This window comes from Pradoshia sp. Z6_59 (assembly GCF_058267515.1).
The window spans coordinates 38,519-61,947 of the sequence record NZ_JBZCPP010000015.1; the positions used below are offsets into that span (position 1 = coordinate 38,519).

Genomic DNA, 23,429 nt, shown 5'->3' on the forward strand with positions numbered 1-23,429 from the left:
TTTATTAATCTAATAACATAACAAAATCTCTCTTGTAAACCCAATCTTCTTCGCTTCACATCGATCCTGTATAGTTAAGCCAGCTTCCTTAATCATGTCATCAATTCGTTCCCCGGTAACAACAACAATTCTGTCTGCAATGCGATTTGCATGCGTTAAAATTGATAATTGTTCTTGCGGGCTCGCTGTATGGCATAAATTATAGGGTAAATCAATGATAGCTGCATCATAATGGTCGGTAACTTCCTCAATTGCCCCTATTGCAATATCACAGCTATATCCAAAATGAGCTACATTTTCTCTGGCACCAATAGCTGGCAATGGCTTGATATCACGTCCACATATCGTAATCCCCATTGACAAGGCTTCCACCAGTACATTCCCAATTCCACAGCATGGGTCAATCGCTTTCACACCAACAGGGTTGGGAACCGCGATATTAGCAACTGCTCTTGCCATTCTAGTACTGAGAGCTGTCGAATACTCTCGTGGTTTCTTTTGATGATGCAACCAGACCGCTTCATTTTTTTCATAAATACCTACATACCATTTACCGCCGCAAGTAATGATGCCAAGAACGATATCCGGCTTCTCCAAATCAGCTTCACCCTGGATTTTTAATCCGATTTCCCGTTCAATCTTTCTTCGTTGACTAAAGCTAACTTTATCCTCTAGATCATTCGTTTTCACAAAGATTGTTTTGAATGTCTGATCCGGGAAGGAAAGTTTGCCTGCCTTGTGATAAAGGGCCTCCAAACTATCCCCTTCGGTCAGGACTTCTATTCTTTCCCTAATAAAGGGACTTCGGCTTGGATCGACTTTTCTTGTACTTTTAAAAACAAAATCATCAGGATTCATATCAAACAACGCCCTGAATTCCATTTTGCATAAAGGTTCTTCCTCTGAACTGCATGCATATGTGTATATAAAAATTGGCTCCACCAATCCCATTCTGTTGTATTCTCTTCAACAATCTATAAAAAGCTTATATCACTCTATTATAATGCATTTTTATAGGAAACTAAAATCCCATCCATTATAGTTAAGAACATACCTCACTTGAAGGAGGCACCAAAATGATTATTGTAATGGACGATGAATCAAAAAAGTGGATTGCATCCAAAGGGAATCAAGTAATCATTAAAAACTTAGATGTTAAAGCCTGCTGTGGACCCGGTGTTCAGGAACTTGTAGCATTGCCTGGTAAACCTAAAACTCTGAATCATTATTATCAAATTACATCCGATCAAGTATTATTTTATATTCATAAAAATGTACGAAAAAAGGAAAAACTGATTCTTACATTATCGGGCCTTCCCTTCTTAAAATCCCTCTCCGTTAAGCTTCATTAAAATTCATTTGAGCATAAAAAAACAGGTAAAGAGACCAGTTATTCGGACCCTTTACCTGTTTATTATTTACATCGTTTTCGTCAGTTCTTTCTCAGACTGTATAACCAATTGGGCTTGCGGCTGTTTGGATAGCTTAATCCATTTCATGATGGAAGCCACCATAATCACAACACCTAACGCAAGCATGATAATGGATAGAACACCGTTCAATACATTATATCCACCTGCATCCGGATTCAGATAGACATTCTTAATCATCCAGAATCCACCTACATTAACCGTAACATATAGATACGCCAATGGGACTAAGCATGTCATCATATACCAGCGTTTCTCTGCAATTTTCAAGACAACGGTAGCTCCAACAATCAATCCGATTGACGCCATCAACTGGTTGGATACTCCAAACAGTGCCCAGACGGAACTGATATCTCCAGAGAATAATAGATATCCCCAAATAAAGCAGGCTAATGCACTGGCAAAAATGTTAGCTCCAAGAGAATCTGTTCGTTTCAAAGGTTTAATAAAGTCTCCAAAGAAGTCCTGGATGAGATATCTGGCAACCCTGGTTCCTGAATCAATCGCTGTTAAAATAAATACCGCCTCAAACAGAATTACGAATTGATAGAAATAGGAGGCCAAGTGTTGGAAGAATGGTACACTGGTAAAGATTTCTGTCATACCGACAGCAAGTGTTACGGCTCCACCTGTTCTTCCCTCAAGGTCCATATCTACTGCTTCTTCCAATCTATCTAAATGGACTGTTTCCATTCCCAATGTTGAATAGACCTCAGGTGATGAGTTAATCGCAAAATAATCACCAGGCTGAAGAGCAACTGCAGCAATCAATGCCATAATAGCCACTAAACATTCTACTAGCATCGCACCAAAGGCTATGCCTTTAATATCACTCCAACGGCTGACCATTTTCGGAGTCGTACCTGATCCAACAAAAGCATGGAAGCCTGAAATGGCACCGCAGGCAATTGTAATTGAAATAAACGGCCATACTGGGCCCGCCACAATGGGACCTCCACCGTTAATGAAATCTGGAATAATAGCAGGAAACTCAACTGAAGGGTTAACGATAAATACACCAATAATAAGTGCTGCGAAAACTCCTATTTTCATAAATGTACTTAAATAATCACGTGGTGCAAGCAATAACCAAACAGGAAGTGCAGCAGCGAAAAAGGCATAGACTGGTAAAATAATAGCAAGAGTGCTCTTTTCAAGCGTTAGGAAATCGCCTAACCATGTTCCCTGAATTTGTGGACCAAAGAAAATTGCTAGCATAATTAAGATAAATCCAACGGTCGTCGGGACTTTTAAATTCCCTGTCTTTTTATGATAGATTCCCACTAACATCGCAATCGGAATTGTAATTCCTACCGCAAATGTACCCCATGGGTTTCTTTCAAGTGCTCCAAGTACAACCAATGACAAACCTGCCATCGTAATGGTGATAATGAATAGCATGGCCAATCCTGTACAGAATCCTGCTACAGGTCCAAGTTCTTCTTTTGCTACCTCGGATAATGATTTACCATCTCTGCGCATAGAGGCAAAGAGCACAACTGTATCATGAACTGCTCCTCCAATTACTGCCCCAACCAATAGCCAAATCAGCCCGGGTAAATAACCAAACTGAGCTGCCAGAATCGGCCCAACCAATGGGCCTGCAGCAGCAATGGCTGCGAAATGGTGTCCAAATACTACCCATTTATTTGTTGGCACATAGTCTTGACCATCCTCAAGCTTTTCAGCTGGTGTTGGTTTATCATTAGATAATTTCAACACCTTAGCCGCCATAAATGTCCCGTACAAACGATAGGCTATTAAAAGGATACAAATCGAGCCAATAACAATTGTAATCGCATTCATTTCAATGTTCCCCCTTTTTTGCATACGTATTATACTCTCATAGTATCAAATGAAAACTCTTACACCTCATTTTCAAAATGAACCGCAAAATAACTGGGATGAATTACAACTTACAACTAATGAATAGCAAATCAATCCTATATTCCTACTAATTGTTTCAGCTCCTTTACATAGGTTCGACTGACCGGAACCTCGGAACCATCCGACATACGTAAGTTATAGGTTGAATTAAACCATGGTAATATCTCCACGATATGATCGATATTCACAAGATAGCTTCGATGTACCCGAAAGAACTGTGTTTTGGGCAATTTTTTTTCCAATCCAATCAGTGCCTCACTTACTTTATAAAGATGATTAACAGCCTGGATTTTACACTTTCCTTCGTATGATTCTAAGAATACGATATCATTGCATGTAAGCAATATAATTTTTTCTTCTGTCATAACAGCTATTTTTCCCTTACATTGAAGATTACTGGTATCCACTTTTTCAGGCTCCTTTGTGTGTAAATGAAGCTTTTTAACTTTGTCCAGCGTTTTGTGAATACGTTCTTCACTGAAGGGCTTCAAAAGATAATCTACCGCATTCACGTCAAAAGCCTGAAGAGCATACTCGTCATAGGCAGTGGCAAAAACGATTGCTGGAACTGGGTTTAACCCTTCTAGTTTAGCGGCTAAATGTAATCCGTTCTCTCCCGCTAATTCAATATCTAAGAAAACAATATCCGGCTTTAACAGTGGAATATCACGTAATGCATCTTCTATACAATCACTCTCACCCAAGACATCCACTTCTTTGCTTCGTGCCAGTAAATATTTCAACTCGTCCCTGGCTAATGGTTCATCATCCACTACATAGGCTCGCAGCATCCTGCTCGTCACCTCCTTTACTTTCCAGCGGGATTAAGATATTAACAGTGGTGCCCTCACCCACCTTGCTATCAACCTTAAAATGGGCTTGGTTATTATAAATACCTTTTAAGCGTTCACTAATATTAAAAATAGCTGTACCATTTCCACCGGCTGACGGTACAACCTGCCTGCTCAGATTTTTCAATCTTTCTTCCACAATCCCCTGACCATTATCCGCAACAATCATTCTCATATAATTGCCATTTGAGCACACTTGTATATTAATTTTCCCAACCTGTTTTCTTTGTGGAAATGCATAATGAATCGCATTCTCTACCAAAGGCTGCAATAAAAATGGGGGAATCAATACATTTTCTAATCCTTTCTCTATATCAAAATTAACTTCATATTTGTGAGGAAAACGCGTTTGCTCTAAAGATAAATAAGCTTTTACATTTTCCAGCTCTTTTTCTAACGGAATCTGCAACTGTCTGGCTCCCTGTAAATTGCCTCGAAAAAATAAACTTAATTCTAATAGTAGTTTACGAGCTTTATCAGGATCAGTCCGGCATAGGGCAGATATCGTATTTAGACTATTAAATAAGAAGTGTGGATGAATCTGAGCCTGCAAGGCTTTTATCTCAGCGTCCTTTAAAAGCTTAGCCTGCCGTTCCGCTTCCGCCAGCTCAAGCTGAGTGGAAAATAAATTAGCCAGCCCCTCTGCTAACTGCTGCTGAACTCTGTCTAATTTATCCGGCTTTGTATAATACAATTTTAAGGTTCCTGAGATTTCCCCATTCACTTTTAAAGGGAGAACGATGGCAGCTACGAGCGGACAGTCCTTATGCCTGCACTCGATTTCCTCCTTCGATTTAGCTATTGATACATATCCTGATTCAAGTACTTTCTTAGTCAGCCCAGTACTCGGCTTTACGCTAGGTTTATGATGATCAGAGGCTGCCCCCAAATGAGCGAGAACCAAATGTTCATCCGTGATAGAGACAGCATCCGCATCGGTTAAATTAAGCATAATTTTCGATATTTCTTTGCATGATTGGGTGTTCAAGCCCTGACGAAAATGTGGCAGAGTCTGGTCCGCAATTAAAAATGCCTGATTGGTTTGATTCGCACGTGCTATCTCTCCATCACGCTTTATGGACTGAACGATCAGCATGAACAACAGTGTTCCGAATCCATTCATGGTGATCATCGGCAAACCGATAAACTGCACGAGGCTCCATGCATGCTCAAGAGGTTTGGCAGTAGCTAGGATGATCACCATTTGCAGAGCTTCGAGGGACATCCCGATACCTGCAGCAAACAATGGCGTTATCTGACCCCCGCTCCTTTTTCTTCTGTTGCCTATATACCCTGCCAATATTCCGGCCAGGATGGTAGAAAGGGCGCAGGAAAAGGCAGTAAACCCTCCCAATGTATACCGGTGTATACCGGCTATCAGGCCAGCTCCTCCTCCAACAACGGGACCTCCCAATAATCCACCTATCACAACACCCATCACTCTTGTATTAGCAATGGCACTATCTTCTCCAATAGCTGAAAGCCATCTATTCTCCTCAACCATAGAATGATAAACTTCTATTCCAGTATAATTACTAATAACCCCAAACATGCCGAATAATAGAAATAATTTCAACTGCTCATTTAGATTATGGTCTGGGTGAATGATTTGGCGAAAGGAATTCATTTTAGAAATTAAAAACGCTATAATGACAATAATGCCTACCTTTTCAAGCATAATTGGGACTAAATCTAACATGGCCAACTCCCCTGTTTAGCGAACTTTCCATCCTCTTCTATATTTGTTAATTCTCCTGCTATTATATTTGAAAAATTAAGAAAAACAAAAAGATAGCCCTTTCATTACTATTGTTATATTAAATGCACACTTCTATTATAGTTTCATCCTTTAAATCCCTTGACACAGTTTACAAGGAAATTATATTCTTGACTCTGTGACTCTATTAATATTCATTTTTATTCATAGCTCTGCTCTCCGTTTAGCAATAGCAGCAGTAACGTCTTCTCACTTGAGTAAACGATTTTGTATGTCTTGTTATACGGGGTTCAGAAAGCTTATTAAACTTCAACAAGGAGAATCGTTATGTGGTTTATTTTTTCACTACTAACAGCTTTAGCATGGGGTGGTGCTGACCTATTTTATAAAAAGGGATCAGACAGCAACGACAAGTACAGCCATATTAAAATTATCATCATGGTTGGTCTTGTCATGGGAATTCATGCAACAGCCTATATGATTATAAAAGATATACAGTTCAATCCAATGGAAATGATCCATTATTTACCTGTATCTGCTTTATACATCCTATCTATGGCATTTGGGTATATTGGTTTGCGCTATATTGAATTGTCCATCGCCTCACCAATCCAGAATTCCTCAGGTGTTGTAACAAGCATTCTGCTCTTCATTTTTTTCACTCATGAGCTAAGTATCATTGAAGTGCTTGGGATTATCATTATCACTCTTGGGATTGTGGGGATTGCCGTTCTGGAAAAAAGAGCAGAAGATGAAGCTCGTCGACTGAATTCTGAGCATATCGACAAAAAATACCAAATTGGTTTTTTGGCTATTATCTTCCCAATTTTATATTGCATTATTGATGGACTTGCTACATTTGCGGATGCCATCTATCTGGATGAATTGAATTTAATCAGCGAAAATTCAGCTTTGCTTGCGTATGAATATACCTTTTTCCTATGCGCTGCCGTATGTTTTATCTATCTTCGCTTTATTAAGAAGGAATCCTTCCATGTATTTAAAGAGCGCGATAAAGGGATAGCAGCTATTTTGGAAACGATTGGTCAATTTTTCTACGTATTTGCCATGGCATCAGGCTATGCAATTATTGCAGCACCATTGATTGCTTCTTACAGTATCTTTTCAATTATCCTGTCACGAATCTTCCTAAAAGAGAAACTGACTAAAAAACAATACATGATCATCGCAGTTGTTATCTTCGGTATTATCCTGCTGGGGATAGCGGATGAACTCTAAATTTCAATTTGCCTTTTAATAAAGTAGATTAAAGACCAAATCCTCGAGTGATTTGGTCTTTTTTCAGAAAGAATTGCGCTACTGTTAAAATAAACATGGAAAAGAGAGCTTTCGATTCTGGCCTTCCACTTAACCTCATTGCCATGCTTATATTTCTAAAGGAATGATCCTCAAGATGTTTAAAATAGTAAACAAAAAAGAGAGAGACCTAGTACCTTTCTTTACTATTTAATACTTATAGTAATTGTTTATCAGAACTGAAGCTTGTTTAGTATCATTAATTGATTGTTCAAAAGCAAGTATTTCAGATACCACACCACCTAATTCTAGTTCACCGCTTGATAAAGCTATATCAATAGTTGTGAAGGTAATATCGTAATGTTCCCTTGCTGTTAATCATTTCAAAAGCATATGGTTTATATTTATATCAAGTAAATCTTGGGCTCTTCCATATGCTTCAACAAATCATTTAATTACATGTACTTAGTTTGACAACATAATAATTTAGTGATAGCATTTTTTTCATAACATTTTTTCAGAATTATGTTAATAAGTTAACATACTCTGAGAATTAATAATTTAATATAGCACGCTTTGATCGCTGTGGATAAAACTATGGCGGGAGCAGCTTCTGGAGAGACTGTATTTATACAGCGCCGAAGGATTCACAATCTCAGGCAAAAGGACAGAATGGTAACGATTTTTGTTATTCTTGCCCTTTTAGAGATTGGAGACAACCAATCTCTTTTTTTATTGTCCAATATCAATAGTGAGGTGAGACATAGTATCTAAATAAAGCGAGAAAAATGATAAATATCTATTTTACTAGGTGCCTGTTTTAGACATCTAAGATTAAACGGGGGCATGCAACTTGGCTAAGCAAGAGTTAAAAAGGGATTTAAAAAATCGTCATGTACAATTAATTGCAATTGGGGGCACAATTGGAACCGGCTTATTTTTAGGCTCCGGCAAATCCATTCATTTAGCCGGTCCATCCATCCTATTTTCTTATCTGATTATCGGAGTAGCTCTATTTTTTGTTATGAGAGCATTGGGTGAATTACTTTTATCCAATACAAATCATACATCATTTATCGATTTTGCAGCTGATTATTTGGGTCCATGGGCTGGATTTGTGACTGGCTGGACGTATTGGTTCTGCTGGATTATGACGGCCATGGCCGATATTATTGCTGTTGGTTTATATACACAATACTGGTTTGATATCCCGCAGTGGGTGCCTGCTATCATTTGTTTAGTCATTCTATTAGGATTAAATCTATTAACCGTCAAACTATTTGGTGAGTTAGAATTCTGGTTTGCCATTATTAAAGTCGTCACTATTGTTGCACTTATTGTCGTAGGAATCGTACTGCTTGTGATTGGATTTGAAACAGATAGCGGAACTGTTTCTGTTTCTAACCTTTGGAATCATGGCGGCATGTTCCCGAATGGAATATCCGGGTTCTTACTATCACTGCAAATGGTTGTCTTCTCCTTCGTTGGAGTAGAACTTATTGGTGTATCTGCTGCTGAAACAGCTAATCCGCGAAAAAACATTCCATCTGCTATCAACAAAATACCGGTACGGATTTTGCTGTTTTATGTAGGTGCCTTATTTGTTATTTTATGCATCAATCCTTGGGATCAATTAAGTGCAACAAGCAGTCCATTTGTAGGTGTCTTCGCCTTAATCGGTATTCCAATGGCGGCAGGTATTATCAACTTTGTTGTATTAACATCCGCAGCCTCTGCTTCAAACAGCGGATTGTTTTCAACCAGCCGCATTCTTTACAACTTAAGCAATCATAAAGAAGCACCAAAAAGATTCTCAAAATTAAATAAGCACCATGTACCGAGCAATGCATTAGTAACTTCTACTATTGTCGTTTCTGTCGGTGCACTGCTTAGCAAGCTGATACCAGAGCAGGCCTTTACAATCGTTACAACAATCAGCGCCATCTGTTTCATTTGGGTATGGAGCATTATTTTAATCTCGCATATCAAATATGTAAAAACGAGACCTGATTTAAGAGCTAAATCTACATTCAAAGCTCCATTAACACCAACTATAAATTATGTAATCCTAGGTATGTTTGCTTTCATACTGATTGTAATGCTCATTGCTGCGGAAACACGCTTAGCAATGCTGCTTACACCATTATGGTTTGTCTTATTGATTATCATATATAACTATCATAAAAAGAAGAGATTATGATAATAGAGCAAAACTAAAAATAATAATTCACTCCAGTTGTTAGATCACACTTAACAATTGGAGTGCATTTTTTATCCATAGCATTTCTGTATTAAATGAAAACTTAGTCCAGCGATACCGAACTTAGCCAATATAGTTTCAAAACGATTTTTATTTATGATTCTCGATTTCCTCCTTATTCTGCGGTATATTCACTGTGAAAGGATCAAGCTCAACTCTCTCTAAAAATGGATAAAAATCAAACTGCATAATAGCATGATCCATTTCAAAATTGTTGATTTTTTGAATGATATCCCCCTCATATACAACTTCTCCACTTAAATCAAATACTGATTGAAAATGCATTGTATCTTTATCAAGGACTTTAACATGGTTACGATCTATATATGGTGTATAATCCTCGTCTGTATCCACAAACCTTTGATCAATTATATTAAACACATACCCTAAAGTATCGAGCAAATTCTCATATTTTTCTCCCTTAAGACTCTTAGGAAATCCATATAAATTATAGTCAACAATCAATTGATCCTTTTCATGTTTGATACCATTAACTCGGATCGACTTATCAGAACGTTGACTATTCAATGTAAAGGACGTACCTGCCGCTAGTTTTTTTTCTGCTGAAGGTTCTGATAGACTTAAATGTGGATAGAAAGTGATGGATTTAGCATCTGGATCTAAATTCTCTATCGTTCGAAATTCACGTACTTTACCATTTGTTTTCTTATTAACTTTTACAGGATTTCCAATATCCAACCTATTCCCCTTATTGTCAGTTGCCTTCCCTAAAAATATATCATCATTCTCATACTCTGTTTTTGTTTCAAACATAATAGTCGATGTAATGCTTCCATAAAGCAATTCATTAACTTTAATTTGGACATTTTCATTCGGATAGTTTTTTGTGTAATCTAATGCGATAGCTTTATTCTTTTTTTGTTTAATCGGAACCGAGAAATTCCATTCTCCTTTAGTCCCATTAATGCTATGGATCATGATTGGCAAATTAAAATTCTCCTTTAATTCCTCATATGGATAATTTAAAGTCATTTGAAAATCAAACCCATCTCCTTTTTTCTTAAAAGCAGTTGATTGCCCATTAAGCCAGGGATCAGCATCCCCTTCATAATTCTCGAAATTTCCATCCATACTTAACTCATCGCTCTCTCCTGGATTTTGCTCTCTTAGATTGCCATCTACATGTCCTGTAATCGAAACAATATACCCATCAAAATATGCATTAGTCAGGGTTACATTAACTCCCTTACTAGTACTGGTCTCATTTAATTCGTAAACCAGGTTTTGTTTTGCTAATTCTGTTCCAAGGGAATCTTCAAAATCTTTAAATATTTGACCTACTAAAGGAGTTTTTGCGAGTACTTTGTTCATCGTTGGATGGATAAACCCTGAACTGATTGTCAAAGATAGAATTGCTATAGAAGCCACTCCCCCGTATAGAAGTTTTCTCTTCATCGTCTGTGGTCTCTTTTTTTCATTTCCCTGCTTTAACCCATCATCAATGGCCTTAAACACACTTTCTTTAGGTACTGGTATTTGGTTAAATGCCTTCTTTAAATCCTTTTCTTCCATGGTCGAATCCCTCCTCATTTAAGATTTTTTTTAGTGCCTCTTTCCCTCTGCTTAAATTGGTTTTAACGGTTCCTTCAGGTATTTGCATAATAGTGCTGATTGTTTTAATAGAATAATCATGATAATAAAACAAAAGAATGCTTGTCCGATAATTCTCTTTAATTTGGACCAAAGCATCCATTAATTCTCCACAATCAACTTCTTTCTTTTCCTCCGATTGCGGAATCATACCTATTAATATTTCATCCGAGAAAGGTATAACAGTTCCTCTCTTTTTGACCACTTGTCCAGCACAGCGAATGATAATTTTCGTGAGCCAAGTCATGAAGTACTCAGGATGTTTCAAAGAATGAATTGAGATAAAGGCCTGATATGTTGCATCCTGAACCACATCCAATGCATCCTCCTGATTGTTAACATATATATAAGCCGTTCGATATATTCTTTCATAATGCTGCTTAACTAATCGTTCAAAGCTCTTTTTATTCCCCTTTATAGCTTTCTTGACCAGCCTCTGCTCTTCCTTGTAATCCACTTTCTCGCCCCCTTCTGTCTATTAGTGATGAATTTCCCTAAAAAGGTTTCAAATATTGGAAGTTTTTTATATTTATTTAGGATACTGAACACATACATTAGATTTATATATATTTCTACAGTACATCAACCAGCTTCACATCGTCTTTGTTTTTGGGGAAATAATCCTATTAACGTAAGCATGATTTTAATGTACTAAGCTCCCAAATATCTAAAAAGGTACAAAAAAAACAGCCTTACATCCTTGATTGAATGTAAGACTGCTTGAGTATATTTTTTAAGGTTATTGATTGGAATTATTCGTGTTTGTGCATATCGATGACCATACGGCCCTGGATTTTACCCGCTTCCATTTCTTCAAAAATATCATTTACTTCATGCAAGCATCTTGTTTCAACGATTGGCACTACTTTGCCCTCTGCTCCAAATTGGAAGGCTTCTTCTAAATCCTTACGTGTACCAACTAAGGAACCAACGATTTGAATACCATCCAATACGGTTTTCACGATAGCCAAATCCATTGTTTCAGGAGGTAACCCTACTGCAACAACTTTAGCCGTGGCACGAACAGAGTTAACAGCCTGGTTAAAGGCAACTTTGGAAACAGCTGTAACAACTGCAGCATGAGCTCCTCCAACTTTCTCCTGAATCCACTCACCTGCATCTCCATCTGTTAATGGATTACATACAAGGTCTGCTCCTACTTCTTTGGACAATGCCAATTTATCATCATTAATATCCACTGCAATTACCTTTGCGTTAAATACATTTTTCGCATATTGGATCGCAAGGTTACCTAATCCACCACAGCCATAGATAGCAATCCATTGACCAGGTTTAATATCAGAAACTTTGATTGCTTTGTAGCAAGTTACACCTGCGCAAGTAATACTGCTTGCTTGAGCTGGATCTAGTCCTTCAGGTACTTTAACTGCATAGTCCGCTTCTACGATACATTGTTCAGCCATTGCTCCATCAACCGTGAAACCGGCATTTTGTACGCTGCGGCAGAAGGTTTCATTTCCTGTCACACAGTACTCGCAAGTTCCGCATCCCTTAAAGAACCAGGCAATGCTGACACGATCTCCTACCTTTAAACTGGTAACATCGTCTGCAATTTCTTTCACAATGCCGATTCCTTCATGTCCAGGTATTCTTCCCGGAACTGCGCCGAAATCGCCTTTTGCTACGTGCAAGTCTGTATGACACACTCCGCAATATTCTACATCAACTAAAGCTTGACCGGGTTTTAACTTTGGCAGTTCCTTTTCAACTAATTCCACTTTACCAGGGTTCTTTGCACTCACTACAGCAGCTTTCATTCCAATCAATCCTCCGTATGTATATTTAACTTGCTCAACATTTCACATACTTAGTATAAATGTGTAAACTCGTAAAATCAACACAAATTGAGGAATTTTCTATATTTTTATAATCATAAAAATACAATTCGAACTAATAGGTGCTTTAATATAATGATGTATTAACTTTTTATCTCTATAAAGGAAATCTTCCTCTCATTTATCAAACTACAATAAAAAACTTGCTTATGACATTTATTTATTTAAAAATAGGCTAACTTCTTCGACACTTGGGTAAGAATTTTGAGTGCCTCGTTTTGTGACACTTAATGCTGCAAAGGCGGTTGCCATATTAATCGATTGTAATACATCCTTATTCTGTACATAATAATGAGCAAAACAGCCAATAAACGCATCTCCTGCACCAGTCGTATCAACAGCTTCTACCTTAAATGAATCTACCGTATGAGCACCGCTTTTGGTTACCCACATTACTCCACGGCTTCCCATCGTTACAATGACATTTGTAACTCCTTTATCTACCAGACTGGCTGCTGCAGCTTTAATTTGCTCAACCGTTGAAACAGGCATTCCGGTCAAGATTTCCAGTTCACTTTCATTTGGAACGAAAAAGTCACATTTACATACATAGTTAAAATCTAAATTTTTCGCAGCAGGCGCTGGATTCAAGATAACAGGAATCCCGTGCTCGTTTCCAAATTCTATCGCCCGATAAACGGTTTCAAGGGAAATTTCCAATTGAAGCACAATTAAAGAGCATGTCTTAAGCTTATCTGCTGCTTTATCTACATCCTCTGGTAAAAGATATTTATTTGCACCTTTAATGATTAAAATGCGATTATGAGAATCTGGATCTACGAAGATTGGTGCAACCCCACTGGAGCTTCCGGGAACCTTATTTGTAAATTCTGTATCAATTCCATAGCGTTCAAGATTTTGGATGGTGTTATCGGCAAAAATATCATCGCCTACCTTCGTAACCATCATTACCTTTGAGCCCAGTTTTGCAGCTGCCACGGCCTGGTTGGCCCCTTTTCCTCCGCACCCCATTGAAAAGCTAGGTGCCTCAAGCGTTTCTCCCTGTTCTGGCATTCTATCAATATAGGAAATAAGATCGACATTATTCGATCCAATAACCGCAATATCCATTGTATTTTACCTCCTTATTTTTCTCATCAAAGAGAAGATTCTACAGACTATTTTAGCACTGATACTAGGATAGGACGTTTTCGGAAGAAAGATTGTAATAAATGTATTCTAACATCCTACCCCAAAATAAAATTTTCTCTTCTCTTATATTCACAGTCATATTATTTGAAATTTTATCAAATTAGACAAATAATAGTATAGAAAACGCTTTACTGGTGTATTTTTATTCCAAAGTGGCATCAAAACTTTATATTTAAGAGTTTTCAATACGAACATAGGGGAGATATCAACATGATTTATGCAAATCCAAATACAGAAGGCGCAGTTGTCCATTTCAAAGAGAAATACGATAACTTTATTGGCGGAAAATGGGTTGCACCTGTTAAAGGTCAATACTTTGAAAATAAATCTCCGGTAACTGGAGAAGTTTTTACAAAGGCTGCTCGTTCTTCTGCTGAAGATATTGAATTAGCATTAGATGCAGCACATGCAGCAAAAGAAGCTTGGGGGAAAACTTCTACTGCTGAACGTGCACGTATTTTAAATAAAATTGCAGATCGTTTAGAAGAAAACCTGGAAATGCTCGCAGTAGCTGAGACTTGGGATAATGGGAAAGCAGTACGTGAAACATTGAATGCTGATGTTCCTTTGGCAATTGATCACTTCCGTTATTTCGCAAGTGCCATTCGTACACAAGAAGGAAGAACTACACAATTAGATAATGATACAGTAGCTTACCACTTCCAAGAACCGCTTGGAGTTGTTGGTCAAATTATTCCTTGGAATTTCCCAATTCTAATGGCTGTCTGGAAGATTGCCCCGGCATTGGCAGCGGGTAACTGCATCGTATTAAAACCAGCTGAACAAACTCCTGCATCCATTATGGTTCTTGTTGAGTTAATTCAGGATATACTCCCAGCGGGTGTTCTGAACGTCGTAAATGGTTTTGGTATTGAAGTAGGGAAACCACTTGCAACAAATCCACGTATTGCGAAGATTGCCTTTACTGGTTCTACAGCAGTGGGACGCCAAATAATGCAATATGCTACTGAAAACATTATTCCTGTTACATTGGAGCTTGGCGGTAAATCACCTAACGTATTCTTTGAAGATGTACTAGACAAAGATGATGAATTTTTAAATAAAGCAATCGAAGGCTTAGTGATGTTTGCTTTAAACTCCGGTGAAATTTGCACATGCCCTTCCCGTGCATTAATCCAGGAATCAATCTATGATAAATTTATGGAACGTGCATTAGAGCGTGTGAAAGCGATTAAGATTGGCAACCCACTAGATACAGAAGTTATGATGGGCGCGCAGGCTTCTAATGAACAAAAAGAAAAAATCTTATCCTACATTAAACTCGGCAAAGAAGAAGGTGCTGAATGTTTAATTGGCGGAGAAGAAAATGACCTTGGTGAAGACCTTAAAAATGGTAACTATATTAAACCGACTGTTTTCAAAGGGCATAATAAAATGCGTATATTCCAGGAAGAAATCTTTGGACCAGTTCTTAGTGTAACGACTTTCAAAGACTTTGACGAAGCAATGGAAATTGCAAATGATACCTTGTACGGATTAGGTGCCGGTGTATGGTCCCGCAGTGGAGATCTTGCTTACCGTGCCGGGCGTGCGATTCAAGCTGGTCGCGTATGGACAAACACATATCATCAATATCCAGCAGGTGCTGCTTTCGGCGGTTACAAATTATCCGGTATCGGCCGTGAAAACCATGCTATGATGTTAGATCATTACCAACAAACAAAATGTTTGTTAGTAAGCTATGATAAAAATGCTCAAGGTTTCTTCTAAAAGGAGTGCTCTAAAATGGTAGAACGTGTCGTAGCAACCAAAGAGGCACTTCAATTAATAGATTCATTAAAAAGGACTCACGGCTCTATTATGTTTTACCAATCCGGAGGTTGCTGTGATGGATCTGCTCCCATGTGTTATAAGGAAGGTGATTTTAAAACGGGGGATGCTGATGTATACCTCGGTTCCATTGGAGGAACGCCGTTTTATATCCATAAGATGCAATATGAGTACTGGAAACATACTCAATTGATCCTGGATGCTACTGATGGAAGAGGAGCAGCCTTTTCACTTGATAGTATAGAAGATCGTCATTTCATTACGAAATCACGAGTATTCTCTGATAAAGAATATGTGAGACTAAAAAATCAAATAGAAGCCTAAAAGAATGCCCCTAAAGTTATCAATAACTTTGGGGGCATTTTCTTTATATTTTTTTGATTTTCCTTTAACTTCCACCATATTCTATAGTTTTCGACATATTTCTATTAAATTAGCAAAATTATAGTCTCTCAATTTTGATTTTTTAGTTAATCTAAAATAAAATGGTATATTGTACTACATCATGCTAAAGGAGAGAGAATTTTTGGTTAAATTAAACAAACAGTCGGGTGTTCCAGGCATTCCGAACACAGGTTTTTTCGGACACCCAAAAGGACTTTTCACATTATTTTTCACAGAGTTTTGGGAACGTTTTTCGTATTATGGAATGCGCGCCATCCTGGTCCTCTACTTATACGCTGAAGTTAGCAAGGGCGGACTGGGCTTTGATCAAACCACAGCCATGTCCATTGCTGCCATTTATGGATCTTTAGTCTATCTATCAGGTATTATCGGTGGATGGGTTGCGGACCGTTTACTTGGGACAAGCAGAACCGTATTCTACGGTGGAGTTTTTATTATGTTGGGCCATGTTGTTCTGGCGTTGCCACTCGGGGCTGAAGCCTTTTTTGCCAGTATGTTCTTAATTATCATTGGTACTGGATTGCTAAAACCGAACATTTCCAGTGTTGTTGGTGATTTATATACAAAGGCCGACAATCGCCGGGACTCAGGATTCAGTATATTCTATATGGGGATTAATTTAGGTGCTTTTATAGCTCCATTTGTTGTAGAAGGATTACGCGGACATTACGATAGCTACCATGCAGGTTTTTCAGCTGCTGCTGTAGGTATGTTCCTTGGATTAATCGTATTTGTTATTACGAAAAAGAAAAATCTGGGTACCATTGGAACACAGCCACCTAATCCATTAAGCCCTGAAGGCAAAAAGAAATTTGCTCTTTATTTTGGGGTAACAATTGCTCTATTAATTGTCCTTTTCTACGCACTGATTACAATCGGTTGGCTAACCATTGATCGATTTGTCTTACTCGTAACGATTTTGGCAGTTATTATACCAGTCGTTTACTTTGTCTGGATGTACAAAAGCTCTAAAACAACTGCAGAAGAACAGTCAAGATTACTTGCCTATATTCCATTATTCCTGTCAGCAGTTATATTCTGGGCTATTTATGAGCAAGGCTCTAATTTACTGAATATTTATGCTTTAGAGAGAACTAATTTAACTTTGTTAGGTTTTAAAATCGCACCTGGTGTGCTACAGGCAATGCCTGCCCTCTTCGTAATCATCTTTGCACCTGTTGCAGCTTGGTTATGGATGAAGCTTGGGGATAGACAGCCTTCAACTTCCAGAAAATTTTCAATTGGCTTGCTATTAGCGGGTCTATCATTTATTGTGATGCTTGTACCAGGATACCTAAGTGGCGGTGACTCACTTGTTAGTCCTTATTGGCTCATATTGAGCTACCTAATCGTCACACTTGGAGAGCTTTGTCTATCTCCTGTTGGTTTATCTGCTACAACTAAATTGGCACCTGCTGCATTCTCCGCTCAAACGATGAGCCTATGGTTCCTCGCAAGTGCTGTTGCACAGGCCATAAATGCACAGCTTGTAAAACTTTATAGTACGGAAACGGAACTCCTGTATTTTGGATTAATCGGTGGATTCGCAATTCTATGTTCAATTATTATTTACTTCATCTCACCAACCATCCAAAAATATATGAGAGGCGTTAAATAAAAATAATAAAATGCCCCTGGTTTTACAACCGGGGGCATTTTTATGTTCTGGATGTTTTTTACTATAAGGCAGCGAACAGACAATCACTTTAGCGTTGTCTGTTCACCATATAATTCAATAAGTGCTTTAAAAATGAACTCTTTGGTGAAATCTGTACAATAGCTTCCATAGCATAGCAGTAATGATCCCACATTACTTTACGAGCACCCTCCCTGCCGAGGACTGATACAAACGTAGAATTATTATTTTCTTTGTCCTGTCCGACAGGTTTTCCAAGTAAAAGGTCATCCCCCTCCAGATCAAGCAAGTCATCTTTAATTTGAAATGCGATTCCGGCATGATGGGCGAATTTTTTTAACTTCTCTATCTCGGATTCCCTTACTTGAGCAAGAATCGCAGGCATAATGAGTGATGCCTCAAATGCGATTCCTGTTTTGTAGAAGGAAAGAGTGTTTAATTCCTCTAAAGTCAGCATTTTCCCTTTCGATTCCAAGTCCATCGCCTGCCCTCTGCACATATCCATGGCTACCTGGGATGAATATCGAATTAACTGCAGAACAGACGCCGCATCAAATTGCTTCAGTGATGCTTGTTCCTTCATAGCATTCTGAATAAGATATACTGAAGTTATTTCTGCTATTCCTGTATTATGGACCGTATGCAGGGTAGCACGGCCTCTTCGAATAGGCGCATTATCCTGAGATGGCAGATCATCGAGAATAAGAGATGCCGTATGCATATATTCGAGGGATTTAAGAAGCGGCACAATTGCTGTAGAATCCAGCCCATACTCCTTGACTCCCATCATCCAGGTCACGATTGGTCTTAACCTCTTTCCATCACCTTCAAGACTATAATTTGCCGCGTCAATGATTGGATCATTCGTCAAACGTGCAGATTCTAGTTGATTAATAGGCAGATATTGATTAATCTCCTGACGAATGCTCTTTATTGTGTTAGCAAATTCGCCTTCCTCCTGACGATCCTTTCGTAAATTGGAAAGGATATGATCGCGGAGCAATTTATCAAAGAAATCTACATCATCTGCTTTTTGAACCATCGTTTGGATAAGTTGATTAAATGTCGGCATGTTTGCTGTTAATAAATTCATCAATTCATCATACTGCTTAGTACCTAATCGTTCTTTATTTCTTTTTAGACCATTAATTGCTCGATCCAGTATGACCTCACAAGCATGAGGATCAGAATCATATACATGATGAATTAAGTTGTAAATAACCGTCCAATATAATTCAAATGGGTTAATAAGGTCAGGGCGCTTATCATGATACGTTAGATAATACGTATACGGAGTAACCGCTCCTGCATCCATATCATCAAATAAATCCGCAAAGTCATCTGCCAATTGATTGTATATTCCATAATAAAACGTGCGTTTGTTAAACCCTTCATCCTCCGGGGCACTAATAACAGAACGAACGATCAATCGTGAAGACGATGATTTTAATATGATGGGAATAAACAAATCTTCATTGGTGTAATGTTCATTTGTTAACTCTTTAACTCGGTCTACTTCCTGTGAATGAAAAAACACATACGCCTGGTCGAAAAATATTCTAGCATTTTCTGGGCTTTGGCATCCTTTAATATACTCAAATGCTTCCTTCAGTTCTGAATGAATAAATCGGATAAGATCTTCATTTTTACCAGACCACTCGTCTATTTCTGGGACTGTCCCATTGATAAGCGTCATTCTAATGAGAGTTGAAAACTGCTTTTTCTCCTCATCGGATAAAACATTTGCATCTAGTAAATCATCTATAAAAGGATAGGTCAGACCATAGGAATATCCTAACCGAATGGCTTCATCAAGCTTCTGGGCCCGTTCCTCCGAGGAAATATCAGAGCCCATTTCTTCCCTAACGTGCATCATAACTCCACCTATGATTTTGATTAATTTACGTTGGGCATTTTCGGCATCCATTCCAATCGGTATAGAGGATGACACGATTCTTAGCTTGTCGAATAGCCAGATGACTGTTGACTCGATATTCTCCTTTTGACCCCATCTGTACAAACCGTGCGTACTAAATAAATCAAACTCACCAGCTTCTTCAAATTGATCTGTAACCAATTGAGTGATGAGCGAATCCACGACTTGTTTAATTTTAGTTTGCGTTTCAGGCTTGTCCAAGGCTTTTCCTAAATCTCTCAGATAGATATATGAAATACTTCGGTGAAGGTACTGCTCCAGTTTCCCTCTCTTATTCAACCAGCTTATATACTGATGATACTCCTTATTTGTTGGTTTTTTATTTTTATGAGCAAAAAGGGAAGCTAAGGGTCGATGACGGATATGGTTCTGCTTCCACGATTGAATATCTTTCGTTAATGCATCGATATAACTCTTCTCAATAACTTGAGCATGCAAGGATTCAAAATACTTTTCAGCCTTCTCCTCAGCCAATGCATAACATGTATTGCTATTATTTATGACCTGTTCATTCATAAGTTCAATTACCTCTTGTTTCTTTTGGTTAGACGATTTCCAACTTGCTTACTACAAAAGTAACATCTTTATAAGCAGAAAGCTAAAATAATCAATGTGGTATTTTTGACCTGTTTCTCAATGAACAATTATCGTCCCTGCCCAACGTCTTATTTATATATACTCGTCAGGAAAAAAATACTTTACTAAATATAAAAATCCCTCTTCAATAACTTGAAAGAGGATTCCTCATGCATGTTTTATAAATAACATTTAATTGATTTTTCAATCCAATAGGTAAATATCGTATTTGGGCATCTTTTTTCAAATAACTTCATTTTTAAATACATATCAATCCCATCTGAAACATCATGCCATAAATCTGTAAAAACAAAGTCAAACTGACCCTTGGCCATTGATTTTTGAGCATATTCAAAGGCATTGGCTTTAATGATCTTAACCTTTTGATGGTTTTTGAATTGCGGCAATATATATGTTTGGAACAGGTTAATCACGTCTTCATTCATTTCAACTACCGTGATGCTGTCAACATTCTCTTTTTCAGAAATCATATAGGTATAATAACCAAGTCCCAACCCATATGTAAGTACATTTCCAAACGCCTGCTCAATCGGTTCTTTCATGGTTTCGATTTCATTAGGCGTTACCGTCATCCATATTCTTTCGTTTTCTAAAATAGCTGGATACTCAAATTCTGTTTCAAAAAAACCGATTTGCGGGATTTGCCTACCTTCTTTTGTTTTGACAATATCATTGCATACAAACCCCTCAAACGGTTTATACTTTTCATATTTTAGTTCACTATTACCAATCTTCAACGTTGGGATCTTGATATTCTTAAAATAAGGGTTTTCGTAATATTCCTTTTCATCCAGTTTATAAAACATTCCATTAAAGTAATTGTTGAATAGATCCTTATCATCCGTCTTATCCACAATATCCAATCCAAAAGCAGCCGCTAAAATGACCGCAAACGCATGCTCATAAGATACGCCATACTGAACAATCTCATTTATCTCTTCCCTATCAACAAAATCGGGCGCCTTATTCAAATAATTGCTTAGCAATGCGAATACCTTATAATTATCTTCTTTTACTCCATCATTCGGTTTCATTTCTTCACCTGTATTCGTTGAGTTATAGTAAAATAATAGCGAAAAAATCGGGATGGGGCAATGAAACTGGAATTCCCTTTAAGTAAACATAGGCACTTCAGATATATGAATGAATAAAAAAGTCCCTGATTCCTGTATAGAAATCAAGGACTGCTTACTGTATAGCTTTACTGTAATTCGATAAGCAAGTAATTATGTTACTTACTATGCACTTTTCACCTTAGCTTGTTTACTTTCTCCAATTTTCTCTATATCCTCTAAACTGCGACCGCGAGTTTCAGGGACGCATGTCCGTATAAATAGGACTCCCAGTAAACAAATACCACCGAAGATGGCAAAAACAGCTTCTTGAGGCATAAAAGCAATCATGATTGGGAAAAGCAATCCGACCAAGAAAGAACCAATCCAGTTAAATGATGATGCTAATCCTGACGCACGCCCGCGAATGGCTAGCGGGAATATTTCTCCAACTATGACCCATGTTAAAGGAGCCCATGTGAATGAATAAAATGCTACATAGATACTTAAGAAAACAACCATTATCATCGGATTTACATTAGGAATTAGTATGTTTAAGATTGCTGGAAAAATAAAGGATAGTCCCATAATAGTTCCGCCTACTGTTAATAAAGTACGGCGTTTAAATTTATCAGCAATGACCAGGAATACTAATGATCCTATTACAAGGATAATCCCCTGAAGATTGGCCACATCAACGCGGAGCTGGCTGCATGGCCTGTTGCATTTTCTACAATCAAAGGAATGTAATAGAAGATGGCATTTGCACCCTGGAATTGTTGAAAAGCAGCCACACCTACACCCGCAAAGACCAAGTAACGGTATTTACCACTTAAGAGAGTTCCCCAAGACGTTTTCTGACTTACCGTTTTTTCTTCTTTTGCAGCTTCTTGAATTTGTTTTATTTCAGCATCAATATCTTTTTTATTTGAACGAATATAGCCCAATACCTTACGAGCTTCATCAAATTTATTATTCTTAATTAGAAATCTTGGTGATTCAGGTAGCTTCAACATTCCAAAAAACAAAATGATAGCAGGTACTGCAGCCAAACCAAGCATCATTCTCCATGCCATAGTTTCTGGCAGGTCTTTCAATAGATAATCAACAATGTATGAAAGCAACATTCCAGAAACGATCATTGTTTGATTTATTCCCGAGAGACGACCGCGCAATCGTGCAGGCGCCATTTCCGACATATAAGCTGGAACCAAAGCAGAAGCAGCCCCAACAGCCAGTCCTAAAAACATCCGAGAAACAACCAAAAATAGTATTCCATCATGAGGGGCTATTCCTGACAATATGGACCCCAAAACAAAAATGACAGCAGATATTAAAATCATTTTGCGTCGTCCTAAACGGTCAGACAGCTGACCAGCCACGACACCTCCAAATATAGCTCCAAACATTACCGAAGAGGTAATCCAACCAATAGCGGTAGCTTTTCCTTCTAGACTCCAATCACTTTCTAGAAAAGGCAATGCCCCCGTCATAACACCTATATCATAACCAAAAAGAATGCCGGCAAAAGCTCCAAAGAAATAAATAAAGCGACTTGAGATTTTCTTTTCATTAACCACGTCTGTTCCCTCCACTAGGTGCAAATATATATTGCTAGAAATCCCACGGCTAAAGCTATTGATAGCTTCAGTATATTTAAAGCGTTTTCAGTTCGTGCAAAAATGCTATTTTACCAGTAAGTTTTTAATAGAATATTTACGTTCACAGCTTGTCTTACATGAAAGTTGGTGTTCCTATTAAATTTTAGAGATAACTCTACTTAACTTATGAAGATTTTAGATATGAAAAGGATTTGGCCATCTTTACGCCAAATATAATGAATCCATAAACATATCGTTTTATTTCTTCATCTTAAACGCTTTCATTCATATATAAACAAAGAACACGCTTACAAATAAAAGCAGCTTATTCTATCTTCCGGATACTATATTACCCTCCAAGGAAGCATAAGCCCCCTTGGAGGATAAAAA

General features: G+C 37.9%; 16 protein-coding genes, 1 pseudogene and 1 riboswitch. Of the genes and pseudogenes, 6 read left to right on the forward strand and 11 right to left on the reverse strand.

Annotated features, from left to right (window positions below; all coding sequences use genetic code 11):
• Positions 1-9: 9 nt before the first annotated feature.
• Entirely contained in the window at positions 10-942 is a 933-nt protein-coding gene (locus AC4D4B_RS14575) for a TRM11 family SAM-dependent methyltransferase (RefSeq protein WP_491000362.1), read from the reverse strand.
• 134 nt (positions 943-1,076) lie between these two features.
• Here AC4D4B_RS14575 and AC4D4B_RS14580 point away from each other — a divergent pair, with 134 nt between their 5' ends.
• On the forward strand, positions 1,077-1,352 hold the full coding sequence (locus tag AC4D4B_RS14580; protein WP_490996715.1) for a CC/Se motif family (seleno)protein: 276 nt from the start codon (positions 1,077-1,079) through the stop codon (positions 1,350-1,352).
• A gap of 66 nt (positions 1,353-1,418) precedes the next feature.
• Here AC4D4B_RS14580 and AC4D4B_RS14585 read toward each other — a convergent pair whose 3' ends face one another.
• The 3 genes from AC4D4B_RS14585 to AC4D4B_RS14595 form a co-directional block, all read right to left on the reverse strand.
• Complete coding sequence (locus AC4D4B_RS14585) at positions 1,419-3,236, reverse strand: carbon starvation CstA family protein (protein WP_491000363.1); 1,818 nt, start codon at positions 3,234-3,236, stop codon at positions 1,419-1,421.
• Between the two features lie 137 nt (positions 3,237-3,373).
• A complete protein-coding gene (locus AC4D4B_RS14590) occupies positions 3,374-4,108 on the reverse strand; it encodes a LytR/AlgR family response regulator transcription factor (RefSeq protein ID WP_490996717.1) in 735 nt (244 codons plus the stop codon).
• Positions 4,083-5,867 (reverse strand): LytS/YhcK type 5TM receptor domain-containing protein, encoded by a 1,785-nt coding sequence (locus tag AC4D4B_RS14595; protein ID WP_491000364.1) that lies wholly within the window; start codon positions 5,865-5,867, stop codon positions 4,083-4,085. The genes AC4D4B_RS14590 and AC4D4B_RS14595 overlap by 26 nt, the downstream gene beginning before the upstream one ends.
• A 345-nt stretch (positions 5,868-6,212) precedes the next feature.
• Here AC4D4B_RS14595 and AC4D4B_RS14600 point away from each other — a divergent pair, with 345 nt between their 5' ends.
• Both AC4D4B_RS14600 and AC4D4B_RS14605 read left to right on the forward strand, forming a co-directional pair.
• Positions 6,213-7,124 carry a GRP family sugar transporter gene (locus AC4D4B_RS14600; protein ID WP_491000365.1) on the forward strand — a complete coding sequence of 304 codons (912 nt, stop codon included), beginning with the start codon at positions 6,213-6,215 and terminating at the stop codon, positions 7,122-7,124.
• Between the two features lie 621 nt (positions 7,125-7,745).
• Positions 7,746-7,823: riboswitch (glycine riboswitch) on the forward strand.
• A gap of 172 nt (positions 7,824-7,995) precedes the next feature.
• Positions 7,996-9,342 carry an amino acid permease gene (locus tag AC4D4B_RS14605; protein WP_491000366.1) on the forward strand — a complete coding sequence of 449 codons (1,347 nt, stop codon included), beginning with the start codon at positions 7,996-7,998 and terminating at the stop codon, positions 9,340-9,342.
• Positions 9,343-9,492: 150 nt separating this feature from the next.
• On the opposite strand, the gene AC4D4B_RS14610 is transcribed toward AC4D4B_RS14605, so the two are convergent.
• The 4 genes from AC4D4B_RS14610 to rbsK form a co-directional block, all read right to left on the reverse strand.
• Positions 9,493-10,935, reverse strand: a complete 1,443-nt coding sequence (locus AC4D4B_RS14610) for a DUF4179 domain-containing protein (protein ID WP_491000367.1) — start codon at positions 10,933-10,935, stop codon at positions 9,493-9,495.
• Positions 10,904-11,470, reverse strand: coding sequence for a sigma-70 family RNA polymerase sigma factor (locus AC4D4B_RS14615; RefSeq protein ID WP_491000368.1), 567 nt, complete (start codon positions 11,468-11,470; stop codon positions 10,904-10,906). Before AC4D4B_RS14615 ends, AC4D4B_RS14610 begins: the two co-directional genes overlap by 32 nt.
• Before the next feature lie 295 nt (positions 11,471-11,765).
• On the reverse strand, positions 11,766-12,791 hold the full coding sequence (adhP, locus tag AC4D4B_RS14620) for an alcohol dehydrogenase AdhP (RefSeq protein WP_066108183.1): 1,026 nt from the start codon (positions 12,789-12,791) through the stop codon (positions 11,766-11,768).
• A 234-nt stretch (positions 12,792-13,025) separates the two neighbouring features.
• Positions 13,026-13,940, reverse strand: a complete 915-nt coding sequence (gene rbsK / locus AC4D4B_RS14625) for a ribokinase (RefSeq protein ID WP_490996723.1) — start codon at positions 13,938-13,940, stop codon at positions 13,026-13,028.
• A gap of 291 nt (positions 13,941-14,231) precedes the next feature.
• Here rbsK and exaC point away from each other — a divergent pair, with 291 nt between their 5' ends.
• The 3 genes from exaC to AC4D4B_RS14640 all read left to right on the forward strand — a co-directional run bounded on the left by exaC (position 14,232) and on the right by AC4D4B_RS14640 (position 17,835).
• Positions 14,232-15,752, forward strand: a complete 1,521-nt coding sequence (gene exaC / locus AC4D4B_RS14630; RefSeq protein WP_491000369.1) for an acetaldehyde dehydrogenase ExaC — start codon at positions 14,232-14,234, stop codon at positions 15,750-15,752.
• A 15-nt stretch (positions 15,753-15,767) separates the two neighbouring features.
• Positions 15,768-16,136, forward strand: coding sequence for a DUF779 domain-containing protein (locus tag AC4D4B_RS14635; protein WP_491000370.1), 369 nt, complete (start codon positions 15,768-15,770; stop codon positions 16,134-16,136).
• Positions 16,137-16,338: 202 nt separating this feature from the next.
• On the forward strand, positions 16,339-17,835 hold the full coding sequence (locus AC4D4B_RS14640; RefSeq protein WP_175354309.1) for a peptide MFS transporter: 1,497 nt from the start codon (positions 16,339-16,341) through the stop codon (positions 17,833-17,835).
• 88 nt (positions 17,836-17,923) lie between these two features.
• Here AC4D4B_RS14640 and AC4D4B_RS14645 read toward each other — a convergent pair whose 3' ends face one another.
• From AC4D4B_RS14645 to AC4D4B_RS14655, 3 genes and pseudogenes are all read right to left on the reverse strand, one after another.
• Positions 17,924-20,305 (reverse strand): polyprenyl synthetase family protein, encoded by a 2,382-nt coding sequence (locus AC4D4B_RS14645; protein WP_491000371.1) that lies wholly within the window; start codon positions 20,303-20,305, stop codon positions 17,924-17,926.
• A gap of 239 nt (positions 20,306-20,544) precedes the next feature.
• Complete coding sequence (locus tag AC4D4B_RS14650; protein ID WP_491000372.1) at positions 20,545-21,420, reverse strand: spermine/spermidine synthase domain-containing protein; 876 nt, start codon at positions 21,418-21,420, stop codon at positions 20,545-20,547.
• A gap of 204 nt (positions 21,421-21,624) precedes the next feature.
• Positions 21,625-23,018 (reverse strand): annotated as a pseudogene (locus AC4D4B_RS14655) (sugar porter family MFS transporter).
• Positions 23,019-23,429 lie beyond the last annotated feature (411 nt).